Genomic DNA, 25,623 nt, shown 5'->3' on the forward strand with positions numbered 1-25,623 from the left:
CCGCTCACAGTCATACCCAACGTAAGACACAGACAATAATCAACAGTTTCACAGGGACGCCCAATGCTGCCATCTTCTGTCGTACATCGCCCAAAGAACAAGTCGTTACTGGGGATGATTCTGCTGTCCTGTACCTGGTTGTGGATAACCGCGCCGGTGGTGGCGCGCGCGAACACACTCACTTCGGAGCAGCTGGAAGCGGCAGTGATTGACGCCATCCAGCCAGTCGTTGAAAAACACCGGATACCGGGGATGGCCCTGGCGCTTACCATCGGCGGCGAGCCCTACTTCTTCAACCTGGGGGAGACCGCACTGGACGGTGGCGAGCCGGTGACGGAGCACACCCTGTTCGAGATCGGCTCGGTCAGTAAAACGTTTACCGCCACCCTGGCCGCTTATGCAGAGGCGAAGGGCGCGCTGGATTTCACCAAGCCAGTTAGTGCTTACTTGCCGCCACTGCGGGGCAGCGCCATGGATTCGGTTTCGATACTGAACCTCGCCACCCACACGGCCGGGCATTTTCCGTTGCAGGTGCCTGAGGAGATACGCGACGAAAAAGCATTGCTGACCTATTTCCGCAACTGGGATCCCCAGTACGCGCCGGGCAGCAAACGCACTTATGCCAATCCCGGCAGCGGCCTGCTTGGCGTAGTGGCCGCGCGCAGCCTGAACCAACCATTCGCGAAGGCCATGCAGGAATTCGTATTTCGCGGTCTCGGTCTGTCGGATACCTTCGTCGAGGTGCCGCCAGAGAAAATGGCCAGCTATGCGGAAGGACACAACAGCAAGCACCAGCCGGTGAGAGTGAATATCGGCCTGCTGGGGGCGGAAGCTTACGGAGTCCGCTCCAGTGCAGCGGACCTGACCCGGTTTCTGGCCGCGCAGATGGCGTTGGTCAAGGTGACCCCGGAAATGCAGCAGGCGCTACAGACCACCCGTCAGGGTTATTTCCGCACGGATTACTATGTGCAGGATATGGTGTGGGAGCAGTACACATTGCCGGTGAGTAAGGCCCGTGTGCTTGCGGGCAATTCGCGAAAAATGATCAGCGGTGATCATCCGGTCACGGCAATCTCACCAGCGCTGCCACCACAGCGCAATGTGCTGATCAATAAAACCGGATCGACCGATGGATTCTCCACCTATGTGGCATTTATCCCCGAGAAAAAGTTTGGCTTTGTGCTGCTGGCAAACAAGTATTTTCCCAACGACGAACGGGTAGTGATGTTGTACCGAATCCTTGAGCAGATTCTTCCTGAGGCAGTTTCTACCGCGGAGCCGGTGCAGAAACATGCCGATTGAGAATGCGTTCATCGGCAGGGTGCACTCCGAGGCACACGAGAAAACCGGTGCGCGTCTGGTCAGTTGCGAGTTCGATTCGGCCAACTATCAACCGGCGCTGTATCGGGAGTTGGGGGTGTCCATGCCCGACTCCATCGCCCGCTCGGTGCCCAGGCGCCAGGCAGAATTTCTTGCCGGCCGCTACGTAGCAGCGCAGGCTCTGCGCGATCTGATGCCGGCCGCGTATCACCCTGAACAGGTCGGTATCGGACCTGATCGCAACCCGATCTGGCCCGATGGTGTGATCGGTTCCATATCCCATGAGGATGGGGTTGCAGTGTGCGCGCTCAGCGGTAACCGGGAATTGGATTACCTGGGTATTGATGTGGCCGCGCCGATGTCAGCGACGGTCTGCAGAGAGGTGGGTGCAGTGGTGGCCAGTCCCCGGGAGCGGGCCTTGCTCGATTCTGCCGGCCTGCCGGAGCAGATAGCCCTCACCTTGACCTTCTCGGCCAAAGAAAGCCTGTTCAAGGCGCTGTACCCTTGGGTGCATGAATATTTCGGGTTTGAGGTCGCCGAGGCCACGGCGCTGCATCTCGATGCGGGGACCTTGTCGCTGCGTCTGACCGAGCACTTTGCCGCGAAGCACAAGTTGCCGCGGGACTACGAATGCCAGTTCACCCAGGGCGAACACTGGATACAGTCGGTCACCAGCGGGAAGTTTCCAGCGGCGCGAACTTGAAAGATCGACTGAGCCGATGGCGGTTATTCTGTGATTTGGGGGCGCAAATTCCGCAGGAAATAGCGGGAGCAATTCGGCGCTATCGCTGTCTCAGGATACCGGTGATCGTCGTGGGCCCCTTTAGCGAGGGCCGCATGACGCACGCAGGCCAAATTGCTCGTCGGCTTCGCGCAGAAGCTGTGGAATGGGAAATGTGAACAGGGAGCCACAAACAAGGATTTGTACGACAAAACGGCCGGTGTGTGTGCACAACTTGTACGATTGACCAATAATTGACCGTTGTATAGGGTGCGCCATTCGTTTCCCTGTGCTCTGTACCTAATACTTGTCTGAGGCAATCAACATGGTAACCAGCATCGGCGCTGGCAAAAACGCTCCCGGGAGTGCATCCCGTGAACCCGCTGCGGTCAACAAGAAGGCCGAAAAGCGCGAGATTGCCAAGGCCAAGATCCTCAATGCCACCCTGAATATCATCGCGGACAAGGGGCTTGCCGCTTTGTCCCACCGCTCTATTGCCAGCACCGCCGGCGTGCAGCTGGCGATGACGACCTATTATTTCGGCACTATCGACAACATCCTGGTGGCCGCTTTCCGCGAATTCAGTAAATCCATGGAGCCGGTCAATGCGGATCTGGAGAGCAAAGGCAAAGCGCTGTTGGCCCGGTCACAGGGCGCCGACGGTGAGTTGAGGAGCTGCGAGCAATACATAGAAGGTGTGGCCGAGATTTTCGCGGGGATGATCGATGCTGGGCCAAGCGCCCGTTTGCGTCAGCTGAGGATCGAGAGCCAGTACCTGTTTGAGCAGCACACGTCGGAGGCCCTGGCGGAGGAAATTCAGTCCTATAGCGACTGGCTCGCGAGTATCGCGCTGAAGTTTATCCAACCGATCGGAAGTGATAATCCAGATCTGGATGCGCAGCTATTCCTGTGGACGGTACAGTGTCTGGAGTTTTCACACGTCAGTAGCTTCACGGTGAAGGGGGCATCCAGCCGGGAAGTATTATTGCGCCTGTTGCGCGGATTCTGCCGCTGAGCATAAGCCATTACTTGGGCCAGAAGTCCGAGGTAATGGCCAACCCACTGCTCCGGGCCGTTCAATGGTTTCTCTGAAAAGGGGGCCATATGCGAGATTTCACTTTTTCCACTACCAGAACCGTCGTTTGTGAAGCCGGTGCGGCGTCCCGCCTGGCCGGCCACTGCCGTACTGCCGGTGCCAGCCGGGTCATGCTGGTGACTGACAATGGCATTCTCAATGCCGGCCTGCTGGATGCGGTACTGCCGGGGTTTGACTGCACCGACCTGCGCCTGGGTATCTTCGACCGGGTCGAAGCCGATCCCAAAACGGCAACCGTGGAGGCCGCAGTACACGCTGCACGGGCTCTGGATGCGGAGATGGTTGTGGGGTTCGGCGGCGGCAGCTCCATGGATGTGGCCAAAGTGGTTGCGGTGCTGGCGCACCCGGATTGCCGTCAGTCACTCGGCGAGCTGTACGGTGTCGGCAACGTGCTCGGCCCACGCCTGCCCCTGTTACAGGTGCCCACCACCGCCGGTACCGGTTCTGAAGTAACCCCCATCGCCATCGTCACCACCGGCAAAACTACCAAGGTCGGTATCGTCTCCCCGCATCTGCAGCCGGATACCGCACTGCTGGATGCGAAGCTTACCCTCGGCCTGCCCACACAGGTCACCGCGGCTACGGGAATCGACGCTATGGTGCACGCCATCGAGGCTTACACCTCGGCGCACAAAAAGAACCCGGTCTCCGACATGCTGGCCCGCGAGGCCCTGCGTCTGCTCGCCAGCAATATTGCCACCGCCACTCACACCGGCAGCGATCTCACGGCGCGGAGCAATATGCTGCTGGGTGCACTGTACGCGGGGCAGGCCTTTGCCAATGCGCCGGTGGCCGCGGTGCATGCGCTCGCGTATCCACTGGGTGGCCATTTCCACATTCCTCACGGTCTCAGCAATTCCCTGGTGTTGCCCCAGGTACTGCGCTTCAACGCACCCGCCGCCGCCCCTCTGTACGCAGAGCTGGCTCCGCATATCATGGGCAACGATTACCGCGGCGGCAGTCTGCAACAGGTGACCGAACAACTGACCTGTTGGCTGGAAAATCTGATTGGAGAGCTCGGCCTGGCCACTCGCCTGCGGGACTGCGGCGTGACGGCAGAAAGTCTGCCGCGACTAGCGGCGGACGCGATGGAGCAGCAGCGCCTGCTGGTGAATAACCCCCGGGAAGTCGCCGAAGCCGATGCCCTCGCCATTTACCGCGCGATTTTTTGATTGGCCGCCAGAGCGAGAAAGAAAAGAGAAAAAAATAGAGAGGCAGTATGCAGTCAGATGACGTTTTTCACCGGACGCACTATCGGGCTTTCTACCCGATCACCACCCGCTGGCACGACAACGATATCTACGGCCACGTCAACAACGTGACGTATTACAGCTACTTTGACAGTGCGGTAAATCGCTACCTGATCGAAGAGGGCGGCCTGGATATCCACAACAGCAAAACCGTCGCCTTCGTGGTCAATTCCAGCTGCGATTACCGCGCCCCACTGGCGTATCCCCAGCAACTGGAGGCGGGCATCCGGGTGGAAAAACTGGGCAATAGCTCCGTGGTGTATCGCGTTGGCATCTTCGCCGCCGGAGAAGTGCAGGCCTCGGCCAGTGGCCGCTTTACCCACGTGTTTGTGGCCCGCGCGGAAAACCGTTCGGTACCCGTTCCACAGACCATTCGCAGCGCGTTGACTCGGATTGGCTAAGCCGGTGTCGTGACCGCGGTAAAGACCGAATTGTGAGGCTACTCTCTGCCGAAAGACGGGTCAAAGGAGGGAGAAAGCTAGTAACCTTCAGGTTGCTCCAACTCTTGAATGATATATCCCACTTCTTCGGCCTTTTCGTTAAACACCTGCTGCGCGTCGAACAGTCCGCGATTGTAGAAAGCCGGCCCCAGTTCCCGGGCGAAAAAGTCGATCAGAAACTCCGCCTCGAATCCGCCGATATCCTGATTCAGCTCATCACTAAAGTAAGACTTGATCTTGCCGACCATCCGCTCTTTCTGATCTTTTGAAAACTCGATTTCTTTCACAGTCATCCCGCTAGATGTTTGCCATTTTCTTGTTCTTCAGCGCGCAGTGTCAGAACCTCGTAACCATCTGCCGTCACCAGCACCGTATGTTCCCACTGTGCGGACAATTTTTTATCCCGAGTCACCACCGTCCACCCGTCCTTCAACGTTCTGGTTTTGTGAGTCCCCTGATTGATCATCGGCTCTATGGTGAAGGTCATTCCTTCCCGCAATATCTCACCGGTGTTGGGGCGCCCGAAGTGGAGGACCTGTGGGGCTTCGTGCATTTCCCGGCCTATACCGTGGCCGCAGTATTCCCGCACCACGCTGTAGCCATATTGTTCTGCGTGTTGCTGGATGGCGTGCCCGATGTCGCCGAGCCGGGCCCCGGGGGCTACCTTCTGGATTCCTTTCCACATGGCGTCATAGGTGGTCTGAACCAGTTTGCGGGCAGCGGGCGTGACATCGCCCACCAGGTACATTTTGCTGGAGTCAGAGACAAAGCCATTTTTCTCCAGGGTGATATCCAGATTGACGATATCGCCGCTTTTCAGCTTGCGCGATGCGCTGGGCATACCGTGGCAAACCACTTCATTGATGGAGCAGTTCAGAGTGTATGGATAGTCGTACTGACCCTTGCTGGCGGGGCGTGCGTGTAGCGTATTGACGATAAAGTGTTCCACCTGGCGGTCGATTTCGATGGTGGTAACGCCGGGTGCAACAAAGTGATCCAGCATCTCGAATACCTGGCTGAGCAACCGGCCTGATTCCCGCATCAGTGCCTGTTCCTGGGGTGTTTTCAGTTGCACCTTATTCACGGGTCAGAGTCTCCAGGCTTGGAGCGGGGTCGCGCAGGAGCTTTTTGCACAACTGGTTGTAGGTCAGGCCGGGATTGAGCTCCGCGAGCATGCCGATACGAATCCAGAATTCTGCCTGGGCGTTGATGGAGCGGGACATGACGCTGCTCGCCTGACGGATCTCATCATGCAGTGCGTCGGATATTTTCACGATTCCCAAGGTGTGTTCCTGCGGTGGCGGTCGCTGATGGCAGCGGGCATGAATATATGGTTCGCATATATATCGTATATTAAGCCCGGATAGCAAGGGGTGGCTGAGGTGGCAGGGTGGGCAACCTTTTTGCTTGCGGGCCAAATTTGCGTAAGCTTGCAGGAATCTGACGTTGTGCCGAGTCCCCGTTTTGCGCCCCTACAATCCCCCGACTGTTCCTTTTCTGGATGTCGTCTTCAGTGACGCCCATCTGCTGGTGCTCGATAAGCCCAGCGGCCTGCTTACCGTGCCCGGTCGCGACCCCGCGCACAAAGACAGCCTGGCCAGCCGCGCGCAGGCGGAATACACGGATGCGCTGATCGTACACCGCCTGGATATGGATACTTCTGGGCTGGTGGTGATGGCGTTGGGGGCGGAGGTGCATCGTCAGTTGAGCAAGCTTTTTCAGGATCGCCAGGTGGATAAAAGCTATCTGGCGCGGGTGTGGGGCGAGCCCGAAGCCGATGAGGGTGAGGTGGATTTGCCACTGATCTGTGACTGGCCGAACCGGCCCAGGCAGAAGGTGTGTTTCGAGTCTGGCAAGCCGTCGCTGACCCGCTGGCAGAAGCTCGACAGTGACGGCAAAACCAGTCTGTTGCAGCTGACCCCGGTTACTGGCCGCTCGCACCAGTTGCGGGTGCATATGCAGGCCATGGGGTACCCGATTCTCGGTGACCCTTTTTATGCCCACCCCGATGCGCAGGCCGCGGCGCCGCGGCTTCTGTTGCATGCGCAGGAGTTGGCGTTTGAGCACCCTGTTACCGGCAGGGCGTTGAACTTTCTGTGTAATCCGGGGCTCGACTGGTAAGTGGCTGGAACAGCCGTCACAAAAAAACAGTCCCACTGCGCTGGCGGTATCGCAGCCCATGGCTGGAAGCCAATCAGAAGGCCCGGTCTACGGTTAGCATGATCCTGGCACCTCGCTGCCGTTCGGTGAGCTCAATGGTATCGGCGATACCACTGCGGTCGTTCTCGTAGAGCCAGCGCTCCCACCTCTGCTTCTCTCCTCCCAGTTGGTCCGCTTCCAGGCGTAGTTTAAGCGCATCGAAAATGGCCGTTTCTACAAACGCTGCCCAGTAGCCGCGGGTATGTAAATAGCTGTATTCATTCACGAAGAATTCTTCGCTCTCCTCACGACTTTGATAGCCGACACCCCATGAGAGACTGTGGCGGGATATGTCTTGACGAAAGTTGGCGCTATACGAAGGGCCGCTGATGTCTGTCAGTTGGCGAACTTTTCCGGTCACCGGGTCTTCAAACTCGGTGTCGATATAGTTTGCGTTCAACGCTAGCTCTGCATTCGGAATCAGTGCGGATAGTGGCAGGTTCAGCGTTGTATTCAGGCCGTGGCTGATGGCATCACCGGCATTTCCCAGCGCGGATGCGCCGGAAGGTAGGATGATGCGTTCCAGGACATCGTGATGCCATTCACGATAGAGCGTTACCGCGAGTGCCCCCTTATCTGAGAACCGATAATCCACACTGGTGGCGGCACGGTATTTTGAATCTGGTCGCAGGCGAGGGTTTCCGGAAAACTGACGGTCGTTGACCAGATCGGCGCTTGCCGCAAAGTCGCTGAAGTCCAGCTGACCTACAGATCTACGTAGATCGACTCTGAACTGTGTTGATTCACCGGCTTCATAAGCCATGGCGAGTGACGGCTTTAGAAAAAATAGTGACTGTTGATCTTCGCTGTCTCCGGTAACCGCCAGCTGTGAATATTCTGCCGCTAGCCCGGAATCTAGCGTAACCCCGGACAGCTGAAAGGTCGCGCTTGAGAAGACCTCGCCACGTTGTTCCTTGGCTTGAGAATATGTGCCGCCAGCAGTTGCCGGTGTGTTCAGAGCGAGATCTCGACTCGACAAGTCGAGCCAGCTTCGCAGGTGGCTATACGCGGCCTCTACCCCAAACTCGTAGCGGCTAAGTCGCCCGGGGGAGTCTGGTGTGAAGCTCAACAGCGTGCGCAACACATGCTCACCCTTGCGCTCTTCGAAGGCTAGATTAGATATGCTTGCGGGGCTGCCTAACGGAATTTGCGTAAGCGAATCTGAGTCTACGGTCCAGTTTTGCGCATTATTGATGGAAAGAATGCGCAACTGGAGCTGATCGCTCAGGGGCTGTTGCCATTCGAGCCCCACTTCCCCGGTATAGTAGCGGCTGTCTCGGTCATTGCCGAAATACCGTTGTGAAGCGGTGCTTAACTGTGGATCCTGGGCTTCTTGTCTGGTGGTTTCCGTAAGGTACTGGCTCCAGCCGATACGCCCGTTAACCAGTAGCTGGTTACCATTGGAAAACTGTCGTTTTGTGTCTCCGGAAAGAAATATCTCATTGAGTGTACTGGGGCGCTCTTCTTTCTGAAGACCTGTCAGTTCTCGACTGTTTGAATAGGTGCGTATCTCTGCCGCACGAGGTTGTCGTTCCTGTGTGGCATTCAGCTTGATTGCACTCTCCCAGTCGCCGAATGTATCTGAAATTCCGAACTCCGCATCCGAAGACAGATCCTCGCCCTCGGTGCCACCAATAGACAACGTAAGCCGTTTTGCAGAAGTGGAATCTTTTCGTATGACATTGGCGAGGACCGCTTGTCCGGAAGCGTCAGACAAACCAGACGCGCCTCGAATGATCTCGATTTTTTCCACCAGCCGCGCAGGAATACGTGATAGCGCCTCCTCGATACCACCGGATTTTGTGGTCGGGCGCCGGCCATCAATCAGTACGTTGCCGGCACCCGCCACAAACCCTCGGACATCATCGTCGGTTTCTTTCAGGGAGAATCCGGGTAGACGTGAAACCATATCCAGCGCTGTCTGCGGTGTGTAGCTGGCAAAATACGCCGGTGAGTAAACCTCGCTTTGCGCATCCGATTGTGTATTCGGCTGGGCCTGAGACGGCGAATGGAGTAACAGCGCAATGCTCGCGCCAGCGATCCACAAAGGTAAACATTTCGGTTTCATGTCCGTTTCCCGGTTGCTTAGCGAGTCAGCTTAAAATTGATAGTCCAGAACTATCCTGGCGCTGCGAGGTGCGCCGAGCATTAGCTGGTTGGCATAAATGAAACCGGGGTTGTCCTGGTGCAGGTAGAACAGGTCGGACCAGGACACATAATCTTCGTCGAAAAGGTTATCGATTCGCGCCGTGATCCGGTAGTTTTCCGCACGATAGGCCGCAAACAGGTTGGTGAAGGTATAGCCTTTCAGCAATACCGTATTGGGGTTGTCGCCATAGCGGTCGTCGATATAGTGCACCGAGCCGCCGACCTCTAATGGCAGGTCCGCGACGTTATCAACACTGGTGAACAGGCTTGCAGTCAGCTCGGGGACGTTGGGTGGTGTATTGCCAGCGAAGGTATCGATGTTGGCAGAGCGCTGGAAGGAAGCATTGGTATAGGCCGCATTGGCACCTACACGCCAGTCATCACTGAGGGTGAAAGAGGTGGAGACCTCGAGGCCTTCGGATTTTCTTCCGCCCACGTTGGTGACACTATCCAGAGAGAAACGCTCATAGATATCGTCTCTCTCAATACGGTAAAGCGCGATGGTTGACTCTGCATTTCCCTCAAGCCAATTGGCTTTCAGACCGATTTCTGCTTGAGCGGCATCGGTAAGGTCAAAGTCTTGATTGTTATTTACCAGAAATATATTTGAACTAACCGGATCTTTGGCATTGCTGTACTGGGCGTAGGCCATCACATCTTCGGAAAAACTATAGACCCCGCCGAGGCGCCAGCTCAACCAATCATAATCCCGTGCGAAGCCATTACTTTCCGGTTCTCCTTCCGCATTGAAGTTCTCCCGGTTGAGGTCCAGAGCCTCGTGACGGATGCCGGTGACAACACTGAGTTTGTCGGTGAGTTGTAGTGCATTGCCAAAAAATACGGCGTAAGTATCGATATCCGTTGGGCTGACACCGCGGAGCTCCCGTGGGCCGTAGCTACCTGGCTCTGGGTTCCATGGGTCGATTCCGTCGCCCGTTTCCTGGGCGACGCTTCGACGGAATCCTCGGGAGCGAACAAAATCCAGCCTGGTATTTTCAACGCCAAATACAGACCGACTTTCGATACCAGTGAATTCCGAATCGATGTTCAGGGTCAGCCGGCTTCCCAGAACCTCCTGTTCATGGTCTAGGATAAAATAGCCGTAATAACGTTGCACTTCACCCTGCTGGGTACAGGTGCCCACAACATCGGTGCAGTAGACATAGCCCTCGGCATTCTGCCATGCGCGGTCAGCATCAAACTTAAACAGAGTGTGCTGCAGGCGTGTGCTGTCGTTAATTTTCCACTCGCTGTCCAATCGCAAGAAAAGCTGGTCTGACTTCGCATAGGCATCGGAAACATTGTAATTATTTGTGCGCATCGCACCGTCAATTACTTCATCGCGGTCTGTACGGATCACACCGAGAGGGTCGCGCGCGTCTGCACTAGGAACCAGTGGGGTGCCGTAATAACTGCCGGCATCGTCTTTCAAGTAGTCCGCACTCAGTTTGAAGTTGAGGTTGTCGCTGGCTTTCCAGAATACGCTGCCGGTCAGGTTGTTTGATTCAGCATTGGTACGATCAATAAAGCCTTCTCTGTCGTAGTGGCTCAAATCCAGGGTGTACCAGAGATCCTCTTTAATCTCCCCCTGGCTACCAACTCCGATGTGCTGGCTATCAAAGCTCCCGTAGCCTAGCTGCAGGTTAGCGCCCTGATCCATATCGGCGGATGCCGATTTGGTGATCGCGTTTACCGTGCCGGCCACGGAGCCGATGCCATTCAATACGGATGCCGGGCCCCGCAGAATTTCTACTCGTTGCAAGTTGAATGTGTTTTGCGGGCGCATCACCATGGTGCTGGGCCCTATCCACAAGCCGTCGCGCAATACCGTAATCTGGCCGCGGGTAAAGCCGCGCATGGAGAACGTGGAGGGGGCGGAAGGCTGTTCACCGGTTACAACACCCGGCAGGTTTGCCAGCGAATCCGAAAGTTTGGTGTATCCGCGCGCGCGCATCACTTCCGCATCAATAACCTCAATGGTAGCGGGCGTCTCCATTGCGGTAAGGCCAAGGCGGTTTGATGTGGTGGAAGTTTCATTCAGGCCGAGGTTTCCTACCGGGCTTCCGAAAACAACCATGTGCTCGACGGGTTTGCTCTCTGTTTGATCTGATGTTTCGACATTTTCTGTCTTCGCTTCGTCCGCTGCCTGAGCATAACCGGCAAAGACGATGGATGAGATCAGGACACAATAATGCAGGCGTATTCCAGTATTGATATTCATGATGGTGAACCAGTTTGTAGTGAGGGTAGAAATTGCGCTAAGCGCTTGCAGTATTTCCGGGAGGGGGATTTACGGTTAGGTTTTTGCCGACCAGCTTAAACAGCAGGAAGGTGCTAATAAGTCCGATAAAGCAGTAGGTTACCCAGGGCAGTGCGGAAAGCTGATACACACGGGCGGTGTCAATCAGCATCCCGCCGAGCCAGCTTCCCAGCCCACCACCAACAGCCAGACCCAAAGAGCTGAAACCCATATAGCTGCCCAGCGCCTTGTCGTTTGCGAGGTTGGCCGTGATGGTTTGCTGCGTGGGGCGCGTCATCAGAACGCCGAAAGTATAAATAGCCACCAAGCCCAAAAATAATGGAAAGCTGGTCGTAAACCCGATAGCACCACAGGTCAGAGACATGATGAGAAGGCCTGTAAGAAAGATCTGTAAGGTGCTGAACTTCCGCTCTAGTTTCTTTACCAGGTGGTATTGGGCAACCACCGTTATCGCTGCGCTCATGGTATACATGAACCCAACGCTTTCCTGGTGTGTACTCAATTTTTCCGCCCAAAGCGGAAAGCTGAGATTAAACTGCACGGATGTAAACCAGTAGCCCATCATGAACGTGGTAAAAAAGACAAACCGCTTGTCGCTGAATACCAATGCCAAGTTGCTGGCGCTTGAATTTCTATTCGCTTCTGGACGACAAGTAGGGATAAATGCGGCGGCAATCAGGCTGTTGGCCAGAAAACATAGTGCGGCAACGTAGCAAACGATCTCGAAATTAAATTGCAGGAGCGCTATGCCTAAAAGTGGTCCGAGCGCAGTCGCGATACCGCTGACCCAATTGCTCAGCAAATAATAGTGGGCTCGGTCTTTTTCTGTCGTGAGTGCCACAATGCTCGCTTGGTAGGGTGCTTCGAACAGGGCGCCACCTAGAGCCGAGAGTATCATTGCCAGTATTAGCCCGGCAGGATCCGTAGCTGTGGCCAGGACTGCAAAGCCGGAGGCTCGCACCAATACGCCAACGCAAATCATTGGTTTGATGCCGAACTTATCACTCAGCAAGCCTCCGACAATGGTCAACCCCTGTTGAACGACTTGTCTGACCGCCAGTGCGATGCCAACGATCGCCGTCGCCATACCCAAGTTACTGACGAAGTGCACCGCCACTAGCGGGATGACCATGCTGAAACCGATCACCATGAAAAAAGTGTACACCAGTAACCAGCGTAAGCTGGATCTGTGCAGGCCCGGTAAATCGTTGTGGAGCTGGTGGTGTTGTGACATGTCTAATCTGCGCGATACAGATAAATAGAACTCGGCTCCGCACTGAACTGTGAATACGGAAATGGCTCAGCGCAAACAGCGCTTACGCCCTTGCCCAAAAACTGCGGCACAATGGCACTGCCTGTCTGTGCATAGACTAATAGTGGAATATTTCGTTTTTTAGCAGCTTGTAGGATTGTGTCAAAAGAGCCATTGGAAAGGGTCATACCTGTCACGATCAGCCGATCGGCGCGGCGTAGGACTGAGTCCATATTCCGTGTGACGTTTAACCCTGTGCTGGTGCGTTTCATGTTGAAATCGCAAGGTAGACAGTATGCGCCGCGCTTTTCAATCTCTTCCACAATGGGATTGACGACGCCGATAAGCCCGACATTCTCACCTGCTTTCACAGTTTGCAGGCTGACTATGGCCTGATCCCGGGCGATTGCCCGCTCGTAGGGTGTGCCTTGCGGCAGTTCTACTCTGGTTGCCTGTGACTGGTTTCGGTGTGGCTGCAGTAGCGCAAAATAGGCATCGAGCGCGGCGATACGCACCGGCAGTATCGGGCACTCCAGGAGGTTGGCCAGATTGACTCCGGCAAGCGACTCTGCATTGATGATATCGAGTTGGTCAGGTTCAACGCAGCACCCTCCAAAGACAGATTCCACTCGCAATAGTAGGTAGAAGTTTCGATACGTATTGTTTGCGCCGGGAAATTTGGTGAACTGCCGAATGGCAAAGGCACCGGCTACGGAGCACTGATGTGCATCTAGTGCAAATTGCCCTTGTAGAACCTGGGTGATCAGGCTGTCGACGGGTAGCGCTTCCTGCGATTTGATTGTCATGGCTCAGGCTTCCGCTTCTTCCTGAATATCAGGAGTGAGTTGCATGATTGCCTGTTCTGCGTAGTCGCGGGCTTTCATACCGCTTTCATCATGTGTGATGACAAAACCGAGATAGCAGGCGTTGTCAATCGGTGGGTAGATGTCCTGTTGCTGGGCATTCTTTAGCGTCCATCGCTGAACGTTTGCACAAGACTTCAGTTGGTCCTCGCCATTGATCGCGATCAGTTTCCCGCGGGATTGCGGGATCAAAAATTTGATGGCCGCACTTCCCTGAATATTCTCCAGGCTGGAGAGATCTGGTTGTCTGTCGAGTGCCAGCTCAATGTGCACGTTGAGCAGGTCAATGCCGGTCACCCTTTGGATGAGTTCGACAATGTAGTTGCCCCCGGGGCGGGGGTTGATCTCCACCAGCCTCGGTCCTTTGGATGTCAGTTTTACTTCTGTATGACTGATTCCGTGATCATGGCCAACGGCTTCCAGCGCTGCACGCGCAAAATCCACAATCTCACGGAATTTTTCTTCCGGTAAATCTGCCGGAAACATATGCCCGTCTTCTATGAAATATGGCAGCCCGGTCAGCGATTTGTCCGTTATTCCCAAGACCGATGTCTTCCCTTGATGAGTAATGGCTTCCACGCTTACCTCCGCGCCATCCATGTACTCTTCAAGCAGGCAGATGGTATCTCTTGGTTGGTCGCGAAAGTTGTGGGTGAACCCCGTCAGCTTGTCATACGCAGCGCGCAATTCATCTTCATTGCGTACCAGCTGTACATAGGCGCTGGATGCCAGGTCGGAGGGTTTGGCGATCAAGGGATAGCCAATGTTGGCAGCCGCTTTCCGTGTGCTGGACCAGTCAGTGCCGGCAATGAACCTGGGATTGGGCAACCCCGCACGCTCAAGCGCTTCACGAACCAAGTGCTTGCGTCGGATGGTTTTGACATTGGAGGAAAATGACTGGGGTAATTTCAGAGCGCGGGCGACCTGACACACGGTGTCAACATAGTAGTCACAGATTGTTAATACACCGTCGAACTTCAGCGCCTGGTGCTGAATGGAGAGAAACTCCATTAGTGAGTCGATATCGTTGGTTTCGGCGGTAAGAATATTTTTCGCATAGAAAAATATTGGATGCATCTTCTCAGACGTTTCGTCCAGATAATGGCTGGGGTTGCGGGTGATAAATGTGAATGTGTGACCAAGATCACGAATGGCTTTTGGGAAAAGCCTACCAGTACCCTCAACCCAGTTCTCAATCAGTAGCAAGTGTGCCATGGAAATTCCCTTTGTGAGCTCCCAGAAAAATCCTGTTCTGGTTTTAATCGGCTGTTTAGTTGTGTTATACCGTAACATTGAGGGGGCGGAGAGGCAACCCGGAATCGACAAGAAGGAACTTGCGCCAAATGCTGAATGAATACCAGGCCAATTTTAATTCCCGGAATAAATATATTTCGGGCGAAGGAGCTCTTGAGGGTCGGAAACCATTTGTTGGAGTTTGCCGTGGGGCGCTCGGAGAATTGTTCCAGGGACCGTCGGTCGACGAATCCGATGAAATCGTGGTGGTTTCGTCACTGATACCAAAATACAGCTGGGCATATTTCACGCCATGTGACACAGGCTTTAGCAGTTTACAGGACCAGAAATTATCGGCGCCAGAGCGGGCAAATTCATTTCACGCGCTGGAGCTATTCTGTCGGGATCATGAGATTACCTGGCCGAGCGGTTACTGGTCCTTTAACAGTGATTTAGAAGTCGCAAGGGGGATGGCCAGTTCTACAGCAGATATTGTGGCTATCTTGCGTTGCGCTGCGAATTGTATCCAGCACCCACTGGCGGTGGATGAGGTGATACGGATTCTGGCAAAAATTGAGCGATCCGATGCCGTATTCTTGAATCAGTTGTCCCTTTTTTGTAGTTCAAATCACAAAATCATTCATCAATTCGATAAGGTTCCTTCCCTATACGCTCTTTACATGCACGAGGCAGCGACTGTAGACACCAAGGGTACCAAGTCACTTTTGGTCGATTTCTACAAAAGTAACTACTTCCATTATCGGGACCTTTTTCAAAATGCGGAACTTGCGCTCTCGTCGGCGGACGTTAAAGCCATGTGCGATGTGTCGACAAAAAGCGCTGAGCTCTCGAATGAAGTGATTCCGAAACCCCACTTCCAATCAATTTTTTGCGCACAGTCTAATTTTTCAGCGGATGGCGTCATAGTGGCGCATACCGGCTCTGTGGTCGGGCTTCTTTACTGCCAGCCACCTTGTGTTGATGTGTTTGAAAGAGTGGCAAAGTTTTACCGGGAACTCGGCGGTTACTGCCAGTTTGCAGAGATTCGCGCATGATCCACTCCCATATTTCTGAAGCGATAAAAGAGCCCGATCTGATACACCTGAACGGTAACCTCTACTTTGCCCGTTTTGAGTCCATGAAGGTGTATTCAACCCTTGCCGCGGTGGAGTACCTGCTTGAAAGCGGAGTTGTGAAGCGGGGGCAAACACTACTGGACAGCTCAAGTGGGATATACGCTTACGCGCTGGCCTTGGCCTGCCATAAATACGGATTGAATTGTCATATCGTTGCATCGAAAACTGTTGATCCAGCGCTCAAACTGCAGCTTGAGATTCTTGGCGCGACGGTCGAACCCGCTGCTTCCGCTCCCAATCTGAAGATGGATCAAAATAACCGCGTGCGGCGTATACAGGAAATTTTACAGCAGCGTGATGATGTACATTGGATGCAGCAGTACCACGACAGTATTCATTATCTGGGTTATCGGGAGTTTGCCTGTTTACTGGCGAACAAATTCTCCGAGGAAAAACTTACTCTGGTAGGCGGAGTGGGGTCGGGTTGCTCGACAGGTGCAACAGCAGGATATTTGCGAGAGATGGGGCGGAAGGTTTCCCTGCACGGCGTGCAGCCATTTGGTAGTGTGACATTCAACTCTCAGCATGTAGAAGATCCGGATATTATTATCGCAGGCATTGGTAGTTCAATACCATTCATGAATGTGCGTGCGAGCTCATACGATTATATTCACTGGATTTCTTTTGATTACAGCCGGCACGGGTCTATTGAGCTATTGAAAAAGTATGCGGCTTTCTCGGGGCTATCGACGGGCTCCTGTTACACCGTGGCGCAATGGTGCGCGAACATATTCCCGGATGATGGTCCGTGTATTTTTATTGGTGCTGACTTGGGCTATCGGTATCTGGAGCCGGTTTTTTCAACCTATAAAGGCGCCGAAGATGTGTCGAATTTTCAGCCAAGGGTAATCGAGTCGACAAATGATCTTTCTCTGGACTGGTGCATCATGGACTGGCGGCGTCACGGTGTTTATTGCGATCAGGACTCAGGCTCTGGTGCTATAAGAAGAGATCGAACAGCCGACTTGGCGGAGGTATAACAATGTCTGAACAGATACAATCTACAAAAGACCGGGTGATTTTGCTCGACGCAATGCGTGGCTTTGCATTGTGCGGGATCATTTTTGCTAACCTGGTGAGCTTCACAGGGTTTTATTCTTTGAGTCTGTCTCAGATTCAGGCGTTGCTCGGGATTGATCGAGCAATTCTATTCGCCATTGATTTTTTTGTGGAAGGGAAGTTTTACAGCATTTTTGCGATGTTACTTGGTGCCGGTTGCTGGTTGCAGTACTCAAGATTTCAGCAGCATCAGCGAGGGTTTTCTGTATTCTGGCTGCGACGCATGCTGATTCTGTTTGTACTCGGGATATCGCATATGTACCTGATATGGCATGGCGATATTCTGACGTTGTACAGTCTTCTTGGTGTCTGTCTTCTGCTGTTTCTCCGGGTTGAGAATCGCCTGCTCATGCCCTGCATTCTGGCGCTTCTCACTTTCCCTTTACTTATTCACGTTGTTTTGGCCGTTTCATATACGCATCCCTTTTGGGGCGCGCTGAACTCGGCGGCGGATTCCCTCAGGCAATGGTTGGGGTATCAGGGGGTAAGTCTATTGGTGCTGCGGGCAGGTGGTGGTGCCGAGGAGGTTTTTTGGGGGAACGTATTGAGTGCGATACCCCGCGCCATGTCGTATTTGAAGACCGGGCGCCCTTTTCAGGTGCTGGGGCAGTTTTTACTGGGTGTCTATCTGGTGCGTATTTACCTGCAAGGGAATGCATCCATTCCCAGTTGGCGCAGTGTCTTCAGCCTGCTGTGCCTGGGGGCGCTATTGAATCTGGGTTATGCGTATATCAAGTATGAAACAGGTAGCCCGTTTTCCGTGAGCGCTCTCGGGTTGGTTCAGGGTGTGATTTATCACTTGGGGTGCATCGTTCTGGCGTTGGGGTATATGGCGCTGTTCTACCGTTTATGGCACGCAGGCGCCGGATTCAGAAATTTGGCGAGAATGGGGCGGATGGCTTTGACGATGTATTTGATGCAAAGCATTTTATGTGTGCTGCTTTTTTATGCCTATGGATTGGGGTTGATGGGGCGGGTGCCCTTTTATTCGATCGTCGTATTTGGCTCCGGGATTTTACTGATCCAGTTTCTGTTCGCGCGATTCTGGCTGGGCAGGTTTCAGTTCGGGCCGGTTGAGTATTTGTGGCGTCGCTTGAGCTATTCTGGTGAGCCGAGACCAAGCACCAAGCCCCGATCCGGTATCGCATAAAAACGAGCCGTGAACGGAGCTCGCTTTGTTCATCGCTACTGCCGGGTGTACTCACCAAAAAAATGGGCGGCCATTGGCCGCCCATTTTTTGGTTTCTGAAGTGGCAAAAATTACTTCTTACCCTTCATCGCCGCAGCAAGAATGTCACCCATGCTGCCGCGGCCACCGCCGGCATTGCCGCCGCCCTGTTGCTGACGGCTGCGGTTGTTGTGGCGCTGGGCTTGTCTGCTCTCGCGGTGGTCGCCTTTCTTGACACCGCCGCTACCCTGTTCACCGGGCTCGTCGCTCATGCGCATGGACAGGCCGATACGCTTGCGCGGCACGTCGACTTCCATCACTTTTACCTTGACGATGTCGTTTGCCTTGACCACTTCGTGCGGGTCTTTAACAAACTTCTCGGATAGTGCAGAGATATGTACCAGGCCGTCCTGGTGTACACCGATATCCACAAACGCGCCGAAGTTGGTGACGTTGGTGACGGTGCCTTCCAGTACCATACCCGGGCGCAGGTCCTTGATTTCTTCCACGCCGTCTTCGAACTTGGCGGTGCGGAATTCCGGGCGCGGGTCGCGGCCGGGTTTTTCCAGTTCGGCGATGATGTCTTTGATGGTGGGCAGGCCGAATTTTTCATCGGTGTAATCCGCGGGATTCAGCTTGCGCAGAAAACCGGAGTCGCCGATCAGGCTGTTGATCTCGCGACCGTTTTTCTCGGCAATGCGCTTGACCACCACATAGGCTTCCGGGTGCACACCGGAACGATCCAGCGGATCTTCGCCGTTGTTGATACGCAGGAAACCGGCGGCCTGTTCGAATGCCTTGGGCCCAAGGCGCGGTACTTCTTTCAGTTCCTTGCGGCTTTTGAAGGCGCCGTTCTGGTCGCGGTAGGTCACGATATTGTTGGCGATGGACGCGCTCAGACCGGATACCCGGGACAGCAGCGGCGCAGAGGCGGAGTTCAGCTCGGCGCCAACGCCGTTTACACAGTCTTCCACTACCGCGTCCAGGGAGCGCGCCAGCTGGGATTGGGAAACGTCGTGCTGGTACTGGCCCACACCGATGGATTTGGGGTCGATCTTCACCAGCTCGGCCAGTGGGTCTTGTAAGCGGCGTGCAATGGAGATGGCGCCGCGTATGGTCACGTCCAGATCCGGGAATTCGCGCGCAGCGAATTCGGAAGCGGAGTACACGGAGGCGCCGGCCTCGTTCACCATCACTTTCTGCGCGGTGAGTTTGTACTGCTTGATGGTGTCGCCGACAAACTTGTCGGTCTCGCGGCTGGCGGTGCCGTTGCCGATGGCGATCAGGCCCACATCGTATTTGTTACAGAAGGCGGCGATGACCGCGGCGGATTCCTGAATGCGGTTTTGCGGCGGGGTGGGGTAGATGGCGGTGTGATCCAGGATCTTGCCGGTGGCGTCTACCACGGCAACTTTCACCCCGGTGCGAAGGCCCGGGTCCAGGCCGATGGTAGCCTTCTGGCCTGCCGGCGCCGCCAGCAGCAGATCTTTCAGGTTGCGCGAGAACACCTTGATGGCCTCCTCTTCCGCCATTTCCCGCAGCTGGCCCAGCAGGTCGGTTTCCAGGCTGGTGAGCAGCTTGATGCGCCAGGTCCAGCGCACCACTTCACTCAGCCACTTGTCCGCAGCGCGACCGTGGTCTTCGATTTCCACGTGGCGGGCGATCATGGCTTCGCAGGGGTGGGCCTGAAGCGCGGTGCGCTCTTCGTCACCTTCAAGACCTAGATTGATGGCGAGGATGCCTTCATTGCGGCCGCGGAAGATGGCCAGCGCGCGGTGGCTGGGTACTTTGGAGAAGGGTTCGGCGTACTCGAAGTAGTCGCGGAACTTGGCGCCCTCCTGTTCCTTGCCGTCCAGCAGCTTGGACTTCACCTGACCCTCGCGCTGTAAATAGTCGCGAAGCTTACCCAGCAGTTCGGCGTCTTCGGCGAAGCGCTCCATCAGGATGAACTTGGCTCCGTCCAGAGCCCCCTTGGTGTCTTTGACATGCAGGGCGGCGTCTTCGTTGTCGCTGTTGAGGTACTGCTGTGCCTCTTCCTCCGGATTCAGGGTCGGGTCGGCAAAGAGGGCGTCGGCCAGTGGCTGCAGGCCCGCTTCGATGGCGATCTGGCCCTTGGTGCGGCGCTTGGGTTTGTAGGGGAGGTAGAGGTCTTCGAGGCGGTTCTTGGTGTCGGCGGCGTTGATCTGGGTGGCGAGCTCCGGGGTCAGTTTGCCCTGCTCGTCGATGCTCTTGAGGATGGCGGCGCGGCGCTCTTCCATCTCGCGCAGGTAGCGCAGGCGATCTTCCAGGGTCCGCAGCTGGGTGTCGTCCAGCTCGCCGGTCACCTCTTTCCGGTAGCGGGAGATGAACGGCACGGTGGCGCCCTCGTCCAGCAGGCCTACGGCGGCGGCCACCTGTTGGGGGCGCACGTTCAGTTCTTCGGCAATACGGGCGTTGATATCCAGCATCTTGTTATCTACTTCCTCACAGATTCATATCGAGCGTTTCGTTATTCGACGACAGCGCCGGGCGCTTGAAAACGGCGGCCATTATGGGCCATGGAGCGCCGGTGACCAAGATTGAAGCGGCGGCTTATTGTACTTGAGGAGCTGGCGCGAACTTGCTCACAGCGGCGGTTTGCGGTCAAGCGCATATTGACGCGACGGTCTGCATCCAATGGCAGTTCCAAAGTTGTCCAAGCCCTGTAGAATGCGCAACTAGTTAAATTTTGATCAATGGAAGTATCTGTGAATCCTTCGAATAAAAGCACCAGTAAAAATAAAATCTTGGGAATCGTGGTTGTGGCCGGCATCGCTGCAGTAGCCGCAGTTACTCTTTTGGCACCAAAACCTGAGGAAAAGGTTGCAGAAGTAGCGCTGCCTCCAGTGGCGGATGTGGTTTATGCGGAGCCCGGCCGCCACACGCTGCTGGTCCCCAGCCAGGGTTCTGTTCACGCTCGCCACGAGATAGAAGTGGTCGCCCGCGTGGGCGGCGTAATCGAGAGTGTGAACGACGCTTTTGTTCCCGGTGGCTTCTTCCAGCAGAGCGACTCTCTGATCCAGATCGAGCCGGCGGATTACCGCCACGCCTTGACCCGCGCCGAGTCCCAGGTGGCTACGGCCGCCGCGACACTGGCGCAGGAGCAGGGTATGGCCAAGCAGGCCCAGCGCGAGTGGCGCGATCTCGGCACCAAAACGGCCAATAACCTGTTCCTGCGCAAACCGCAGCTGGCGGCGGCGGAAGCCGGGCTGGCGGCGGCGAAAGCCGATCGCGACCAGGCCAAACTGGACCTGGACCGCACCTCGGTCAAGGCGCCGTTTGCCGGTCGCGTGGTGGAAACCCTGGTGGATATCGGCCAGTACGTGACCCCGGGCACCAAGCTCGCGCGTATTCACAGCACCGGTGTTGCCGAGGTGCGTCTGCCTCTGACCGATCACCAGCTGTCCCTGCTGGAGCTGCCGCTGGGCACTGCCATCAGCAATGGCCCCGCGGTGCGTGTCACTGCGGACCTGGCCGGTAAAGAGCGCGAATGGCGCGGTCAGATCGTCCGCACTGAAGCGGCGATCGATCCCAACAGCCGTTTTGTCTACGCCGTCGCCCAGATCCAGAACCCCTACGCTGGCGAAGCGCCGTTGATCAACGGCCTGTTCGTGGAAGCCCAGATTGCCGGTAAGACCTACGACGACATCAGCGTGCTGCCGCGTCAGGCACTGCACGAAGGCGATCATATTCTGGTGTTGAATGACGAAAACCAGCTGGGCTTCCGCGATATGCAGCTGCTGCAGGCGGTGGGCGACCAGGTCTGGTTGCGGGGCGAGCTCGCTACCGGTGAGAAGGTGGTGATTTCCAGTCTCGGCTATTCCCGTGGGGGCATGGTGCTGACCCCGAACCCGCTGAATGAAAAGCCCTCCGGGCTGATGCTGGGAGAAAAGAACCAAAAGGAACCCGACACTGACGAATCGGCCTCCGGCGCCAACAGCGCCACCGTGTCCGCGCAGGGAGATTACTGATCATGCAGGGCATCATCGGATGGTTCGTCCGCAACGGTAAGGCCGCCAACCTGTTGATGATCATGATCATCATCGGCGGGATTTTCGGGATTTCCCATGTGGGGCGAGAGGTGTTCCCGGCCATCAACCCGGGCATCGTCAAGGTCGATATCAGCTATCCCGGCGCGGGTCCTGCAGAAGTAGAGCAGCAGGTCACCCTGCGGGTTGAGCAGGCCATCGCCGAAGTGAAGGGCATCAAGGAGATGAACTCCTGGTCCGCCCGTAGCCACAGCACCGTGCGCATCGAAGCGCAGGAAGGCTACGACGAACTGCGCCTGCTGAACGACATCAAAGTGCAGGTGGACTCCATCAGCACCTTCCCTGCAGACATCGAGCGTCCGGTGATCGCGCTGGAAGAGTGGGAACAGCAGATGATGATGATCGCCATCGGCGGTCCCGTGTCTGATCGCCAGCTCAAGCAGACCGCGTTGGACCTCCGTGACAAGCTGATGCTGCTGCCCGGTGTGCGCCGGGTAGACGTGTGGGGCGATCGCGCGGATGAAGTTTCCATTGAGGTTTCCGAAGTCAATCTGCGCCGCTACAACCTGACCTTTGACGACGTGGCCAGCGCGGTGCGCCGCTCCTCCCTGGATCTGCCGGCGGGCCGTGTGCGTTCCGACCGCGGTGATATTCAGGTGCAGACCCGCGGCCAGGCGTATACCCAGGCGGACTTTGAGCGTATTCCGCTTTTGAGCCGTGCCGACGGTACCCAGCTGTTGCTGGGCGATGTGGCTGCCGTCAATGACGGTTTCGAGGAAGAGGGGTCTATCATCCGCTTCAACGGCGAGTCGGCCATGAACCTGCGGGTGATGCAGGGTGAACCGCTGGACGTGGTGGCCACGGCCGAAGCGATCCGCGAGTTCATGAAAGAGGCCCGCGAGACTCTGCCCCCGGGCATGGAGTTCGAGACCTGGTTCGACTTCTCCGAAGCCTACGAAAGCCGCATGAGCATGCTGTTCTGGAACGCGGTGACCGGCCTTGCGCTGGTATTCGTGCTGTTGATGCTGTTCCTGCGTCCGGCGCTGGCGGTCTGGGTAACCATCGGTATTTTCACCGCGTTTATGGGCGCCTTCTGGTTGCTGCCGACCACCGGTGTGACCCTGAATATGCTGTCGTTGTTCGCCTTCCTGATGATCCTCGGGATCGTGGTGGATGACGCCATTATTGTGGGGGAGGCCGTGCATGCGGCCCACGACCGGGGCGAGACCGGGCTGGAAGCGGCGGAAACCGGCGTGAAGACGGTGTCCGCGCCGGTGATCTTCGCGGTGGTGTCTACCATGGTGTTCTTCGTGCCCATGCTGTTCCTGCCCGGGGTCACCTCGCAGATGATGCTGTCGCTGCCGGTCGTGGTACTGCTGTGTCTGGCGTTCTCGCTGGTGGAATCCCTGCTGATCCTGCCGGCGCACCTGGTGAACCTGAAACCCGAGAAAAAAGCCACCTCAGGGATTGGTGTGAAGCTGCAGGCCCTGCGCGGTAAGTTTGCCGGCGCCATGCAGCAGGCCGGTGACAAGTACTATATGCCGCTGCTGGAAAAGTCCCTCAGCAACAGCCGCGCTACCGTAATGATCTTCTTTGTCGCCCTGATCCTGTCGTTTGCGGTGTTCAAGGGCGGGTATATCGGCTCGGCATTCTCTCCGCAGGTACCGTCGGACATGCTGGAATTGCGCACCACCATGGCCCAGGGCGAATCGTTTGAAGAGTCCCGCCGGGTACTGCAGAAATTCGAGCGCGCCGGACAAAAGCTGGCAAAAGATCCCGAGATGCTGGCGCTGAATGGCGGTGAGCCGTTTGTGGAAAACACCATGGTGTTTCTGTGGCGGGGCAATGTGACCGTGCTGCTGCAGCTCACCGACGGCGAAATGCGCGATGTGACTTCCGAGCAACTGGCGTTGAAGTGGCGCGAGTATGTGGGCGAACTCCCCGCGAGCGTGGAAGAAATGAAGATCCACCACACCATCAACGATGGCGGTGCGGGGATGTCGTTGAACCTGAGCACGTCCTCCGGCGATATGGATGAGCTGCGTCGCGCCGCAGATGCGGTAAAAGAGGCGCTGAACAATTTTGCCGGTGTGTACGATGTGCGCGATAACCTGGTTGCGGCCCGTCAGGACATTGAAATACAGCTCAAGCCCCACGCCACCAATATGGGCATCGGCCTCGCGGATGTGGCCAAGCAGGTGCGCCAGGGCTTCTACGGTGAAGAAGTGCAGCGCATCCCCCGCGGTCGCGAGGATGTACGTGTAATGGTGCGCTACCCACAGGAGGAGCGTGCCAACGAGGATCAGATCGACCGTATCCGTGTGCGTACCAACGAGGGCGAGGTGCCGTTCAGTGCGGTGGCCGATGCGGTCTATGTGCCGGGCTACACCACGATCCGTCGCAACGATCGCGAGCGCACGGTGCAGGTCACTGCCGAGTTGATCCCGGGCTCTGCGCCGGCGTTTGAGATGCTGAAGCAGCTGCGCGACGAGAACCTGAAGCAGTGGGAAGCGAAATTCCCCGGTTTCAGCCTCAAAACGGCGGGTGAAATGCAGGAAGAGGCGGAGTTTGGTACCGCGATTCTGGCGTTTTTCATTCTGTCACTGTTCGGAATTTATGCGCTACTGGCCATCGCCTTCCGCTCCTATTCGCAGCCGCTGCTGATCCTCACGGCGGTGCCGTTTGGATTCTTTGGTGCGATCCTGGGGCATCTGTTGATGGGGTACAGCATTAGTATCATGTCGATGCTGGGTTTCCTCGCCGCAGCGGGCGTGGTGGTGAATGACAACCTGGTGTTGATGGACCGGATCAATCAGTTGCGGGCGCAGGGGCTGGCGGTGATGGATGCAGTGGTTCAGGCGGGCCGCGATCGTTTCCGTCCGATTATCCTGACTTCCATCACCACCTTTATTGGCCTGGTGCCGATCATGTTCGAGCGCTCGATTCAGGCGCAGTTCCTGATTCCGATGGTGGTGAGCCTGGCGTTTGGTGTGCTATGTGCGACCTTTGTGACGCTGATTCTGGTGCCGAACCTGTACAAGGTGATCGAGGTGCTGCGGGTCAAGTTGAAAGGCGACAAAGCTACTGCGGACAATTTTGTGAGTTTTGAGGCTGATCCGGCTTTGCCGGCGAGCTCTGCGGAAGATTGACTGAATGCGGCCGGACTTTGATTGGTCTGGTGGCGCCCCTGATCGGGATGGGGTAATCCAATACTCCATAACCTCATCGGCAATCGTTCCGTATCGGATCACTCCGCCCTGATCAGAGCCGTGTGGCGCTCCCTGATCGGGGCGGGGTAATCCGATACCCCACAACCTGACCGGCAATCGTTCCGTATCGGATCACTCCGTCCTGATCAGAGCCGTGTGGCGCTCCCTGATCGGGGCGGGGTAATCCGATACTCCACAACCTGGCCGGCAATCGTTCCGTATCGAATCACCCCGCCCCGATCAGGGGCTTCGCTTCGGCCCT

20 protein-coding genes are annotated in these 25,623 nt (G+C 56.1%); 11 read left to right on the top strand and 9 right to left on the bottom strand.

Features of this window, described 5'->3' with window-relative positions:
* The first annotated feature begins 63 nt into the window (after nt 1–63).
* The 5 genes from ampC (at nt 64) to Q1A74_RS08700 (ending at nt 4,788) form a co-directional block, all read left to right on the top strand.
* The gene (gene ampC / locus Q1A74_RS08680; RefSeq protein WP_299594725.1) at nt 64–1,302 is read left to right on the top strand and encodes a class C beta-lactamase; all 1,239 of its coding nucleotides are present in this window, start codon (nt 64–66) and stop codon (nt 1,300–1,302) included.
* Nucleotides 1,292–2,023, top strand: coding sequence for a 4'-phosphopantetheinyl transferase (locus Q1A74_RS08685; protein ID WP_299594727.1), 732 nt, complete (start codon nt 1,292–1,294; stop codon nt 2,021–2,023). The genes ampC and Q1A74_RS08685 overlap by 11 nt, the downstream gene beginning before the upstream one ends.
* A 343-nt stretch (nt 2,024–2,366) precedes the next feature.
* A complete protein-coding gene (locus tag Q1A74_RS08690; protein ID WP_299594729.1) occupies nt 2,367–3,056 on the top strand; it encodes a TetR/AcrR family transcriptional regulator in 690 nt (229 codons plus the stop codon).
* An 89-nt stretch (nt 3,057–3,145) separates the two neighbouring features.
* Nucleotides 3,146–4,309, top strand: a complete 1,164-nt coding sequence (locus Q1A74_RS08695; protein ID WP_299594731.1) for an iron-containing alcohol dehydrogenase — start codon at nt 3,146–3,148, stop codon at nt 4,307–4,309.
* A gap of 47 nt (nt 4,310–4,356) precedes the next feature.
* Nucleotides 4,357–4,788 (top strand): thioesterase family protein, encoded by a 432-nt coding sequence (locus Q1A74_RS08700; protein WP_299594733.1) that lies wholly within the window; start codon nt 4,357–4,359, stop codon nt 4,786–4,788.
* A gap of 77 nt (nt 4,789–4,865) precedes the next feature.
* Here the strand turns inward: Q1A74_RS08700 and Q1A74_RS08705 are convergent, their stop codons facing one another.
* From Q1A74_RS08705 to Q1A74_RS08715, 3 genes are read right to left on the bottom strand one after another with little or no spacing between them, the layout of a single operon-like run.
* A complete protein-coding gene (locus tag Q1A74_RS08705; RefSeq protein ID WP_299594735.1) occupies nt 4,866–5,120 on the bottom strand; it encodes a DUF2164 domain-containing protein in 255 nt (84 codons plus the stop codon).
* Complete coding sequence (gene map / locus Q1A74_RS08710) at nt 5,117–5,911, bottom strand: type I methionyl aminopeptidase (RefSeq protein ID WP_299594737.1); 795 nt, start codon at nt 5,909–5,911, stop codon at nt 5,117–5,119. The genes Q1A74_RS08705 and map overlap by 4 nt, the downstream gene beginning before the upstream one ends.
* Nucleotides 5,904–6,110 carry a ParD-like family protein gene (locus Q1A74_RS08715; RefSeq protein ID WP_299594739.1) on the bottom strand — a complete coding sequence of 69 codons (207 nt, stop codon included), beginning with the start codon at nt 6,108–6,110 and terminating at the stop codon, nt 5,904–5,906. The genes map and Q1A74_RS08715 overlap by 8 nt, the downstream gene beginning before the upstream one ends.
* Nucleotides 6,111–6,273: 163 nt before the next feature.
* Here Q1A74_RS08715 and Q1A74_RS08720 point away from each other — a divergent pair, with 163 nt between their 5' ends.
* Nucleotides 6,274–6,948, top strand: coding sequence for a pseudouridine synthase (locus Q1A74_RS08720; RefSeq protein WP_367275372.1), 675 nt, complete (start codon nt 6,274–6,276; stop codon nt 6,946–6,948).
* A 73-nt stretch (nt 6,949–7,021) separates the two neighbouring features.
* Here the strand turns inward: Q1A74_RS08720 and Q1A74_RS08725 are convergent, their stop codons facing one another.
* Genes Q1A74_RS08725 through Q1A74_RS08745 form a run of 5 tightly spaced genes read right to left on the bottom strand, consistent with a single transcriptional unit; the run spans nt 7,022 to nt 14,764 of the window.
* Nucleotides 7,022–9,094, bottom strand: a complete 2,073-nt coding sequence (locus Q1A74_RS08725) for a TonB-dependent siderophore receptor (protein ID WP_299594741.1) — start codon at nt 9,092–9,094, stop codon at nt 7,022–7,024.
* Nucleotides 9,095–9,124: 30 nt separating this feature from the next.
* A complete protein-coding gene (locus Q1A74_RS08730) occupies nt 9,125–11,395 on the bottom strand; it encodes a TonB-dependent siderophore receptor (protein WP_299594743.1) in 2,271 nt (756 codons plus the stop codon).
* A 37-nt stretch (nt 11,396–11,432) separates the two neighbouring features.
* Nucleotides 11,433–12,668, bottom strand: coding sequence for an MFS transporter (locus Q1A74_RS08735; protein WP_299594745.1), 1,236 nt, complete (start codon nt 12,666–12,668; stop codon nt 11,433–11,435).
* 2 nt (nt 12,669–12,670) lie between these two features.
* Nucleotides 12,671–13,492, bottom strand: coding sequence for a DUF364 domain-containing protein (locus tag Q1A74_RS08740; protein WP_299594747.1), 822 nt, complete (start codon nt 13,490–13,492; stop codon nt 12,671–12,673).
* A gap of 3 nt (nt 13,493–13,495) precedes the next feature.
* Nucleotides 13,496–14,764 (bottom strand): ATP-grasp domain-containing protein, encoded by a 1,269-nt coding sequence (locus tag Q1A74_RS08745; RefSeq protein ID WP_299594749.1) that lies wholly within the window; start codon nt 14,762–14,764, stop codon nt 13,496–13,498.
* A 128-nt stretch (nt 14,765–14,892) separates the two neighbouring features.
* On the opposite strand from Q1A74_RS08745, the gene Q1A74_RS08750 reads away from it, so the two are divergent.
* The 3 genes from Q1A74_RS08750 to Q1A74_RS08760 are packed head-to-tail and all read left to right on the top strand — an operon-like array spanning nt 14,893 to nt 18,127.
* Entirely contained in the window at nt 14,893–15,837 is a 945-nt protein-coding gene (locus Q1A74_RS08750) for a hypothetical protein (RefSeq protein ID WP_299594751.1), read from the top strand.
* Complete coding sequence (locus tag Q1A74_RS08755; protein ID WP_299594753.1) at nt 15,834–16,898, top strand: pyridoxal-phosphate dependent enzyme; 1,065 nt, start codon at nt 15,834–15,836, stop codon at nt 16,896–16,898. Before Q1A74_RS08750 ends, Q1A74_RS08755 begins: the two co-directional genes overlap by 4 nt.
* Before the next feature lie 2 nt (nt 16,899–16,900).
* Complete coding sequence (locus tag Q1A74_RS08760) at nt 16,901–18,127, top strand: DUF418 domain-containing protein (RefSeq protein ID WP_299594755.1); 1,227 nt, start codon at nt 16,901–16,903, stop codon at nt 18,125–18,127.
* A 110-nt stretch (nt 18,128–18,237) separates the two neighbouring features.
* Here the strand turns inward: Q1A74_RS08760 and Q1A74_RS08765 are convergent, their stop codons facing one another.
* On the bottom strand, nt 18,238–20,592 hold the full coding sequence (locus Q1A74_RS08765) for a Tex family protein (RefSeq protein WP_299594757.1): 2,355 nt from the start codon (nt 20,590–20,592) through the stop codon (nt 18,238–18,240).
* A 279-nt stretch (nt 20,593–20,871) separates the two neighbouring features.
* Here Q1A74_RS08765 and Q1A74_RS08770 point away from each other — a divergent pair, with 279 nt between their 5' ends.
* Together Q1A74_RS08770 and Q1A74_RS08775 are read left to right on the top strand one after the other, a co-directional pair.
* Nucleotides 20,872–22,134 carry an efflux RND transporter periplasmic adaptor subunit gene (locus Q1A74_RS08770; protein ID WP_299594758.1) on the top strand — a complete coding sequence of 421 codons (1,263 nt, stop codon included), beginning with the start codon at nt 20,872–20,874 and terminating at the stop codon, nt 22,132–22,134.
* Nucleotides 22,135–22,136: 2 nt separating this feature from the next.
* Nucleotides 22,137–25,301: an efflux RND transporter permease subunit gene (locus Q1A74_RS08775; protein WP_299594760.1), complete on the top strand. Its 3,165-nt coding sequence runs from the start codon at nt 22,137–22,139 to the stop codon at nt 25,299–25,301.
* Nucleotides 25,302–25,623: the final 322 nt, after the last annotated feature.

Origin of the sequence: uncultured Microbulbifer sp. (assembly GCF_947504145.1) — a bacterium.
GTDB lineage: Bacteria > Pseudomonadota > Gammaproteobacteria > Pseudomonadales > Cellvibrionaceae > Microbulbifer.

What these genes read in the sequence shown, in the direction of transcription:
- ampC (WP_299594725.1), top strand. Translation starts at nt 64, where the DNA reads ATGCTGCCATCTTCTGTCGTACATCGCCCAAAGAACAAGTCGTTACTG.
- Q1A74_RS08685 (WP_299594727.1), top strand. Translation starts at nt 1,292, where the DNA reads ATGCCGATTGAGAATGCGTTCATCGGCAGGGTGCACTCCGAGGCACAC.
- Q1A74_RS08690 (WP_299594729.1), top strand. Translation starts at nt 2,367, where the DNA reads ATGGTAACCAGCATCGGCGCTGGCAAAAACGCTCCCGGGAGTGCATCC.
- Q1A74_RS08695 (WP_299594731.1), top strand. Translation starts at nt 3,146, where the DNA reads ATGCGAGATTTCACTTTTTCCACTACCAGAACCGTCGTTTGTGAAGCC.
- Q1A74_RS08700 (WP_299594733.1), top strand. Translation starts at nt 4,357, where the DNA reads ATGCAGTCAGATGACGTTTTTCACCGGACGCACTATCGGGCTTTCTAC.
- Q1A74_RS08705 (WP_299594735.1), bottom strand. Translation starts at nt 5,120, where the DNA reads ATGACTGTGAAAGAAATCGAGTTTTCAAAAGATCAGAAAGAGCGGATG.
- Q1A74_RS08725 (WP_299594741.1), bottom strand. Translation starts at nt 9,094, where the DNA reads ATGAAACCGAAATGTTTACCTTTGTGGATCGCTGGCGCGAGCATTGCG.
- Q1A74_RS08730 (WP_299594743.1), bottom strand. Translation starts at nt 11,395, where the DNA reads ATGAATATCAATACTGGAATACGCCTGCATTATTGTGTCCTGATCTCA.
- Q1A74_RS08735 (WP_299594745.1), bottom strand. Translation starts at nt 12,668, where the DNA reads ATGTCACAACACCACCAGCTCCACAACGATTTACCGGGCCTGCACAGA.
- Q1A74_RS08740 (WP_299594747.1), bottom strand. Translation starts at nt 13,492, where the DNA reads ATGACAATCAAATCGCAGGAAGCGCTACCCGTCGACAGCCTGATCACC.
- Q1A74_RS08745 (WP_299594749.1), bottom strand. Translation starts at nt 14,764, where the DNA reads ATGGCACACTTGCTACTGATTGAGAACTGGGTTGAGGGTACTGGTAGG.
- Q1A74_RS08750 (WP_299594751.1), top strand. Translation starts at nt 14,893, where the DNA reads ATGCTGAATGAATACCAGGCCAATTTTAATTCCCGGAATAAATATATT.
- Q1A74_RS08755 (WP_299594753.1), top strand. Translation starts at nt 15,834, where the DNA reads ATGATCCACTCCCATATTTCTGAAGCGATAAAAGAGCCCGATCTGATA.
- Q1A74_RS08760 (WP_299594755.1), top strand. Translation starts at nt 16,901, where the DNA reads ATGTCTGAACAGATACAATCTACAAAAGACCGGGTGATTTTGCTCGAC.
- Q1A74_RS08765 (WP_299594757.1), bottom strand. Translation starts at nt 20,592, where the DNA reads ATGCTGGATATCAACGCCCGTATTGCCGAAGAACTGAACGTGCGCCCC.
- Q1A74_RS08775 (WP_299594760.1), top strand. Translation starts at nt 22,137, where the DNA reads ATGCAGGGCATCATCGGATGGTTCGTCCGCAACGGTAAGGCCGCCAAC.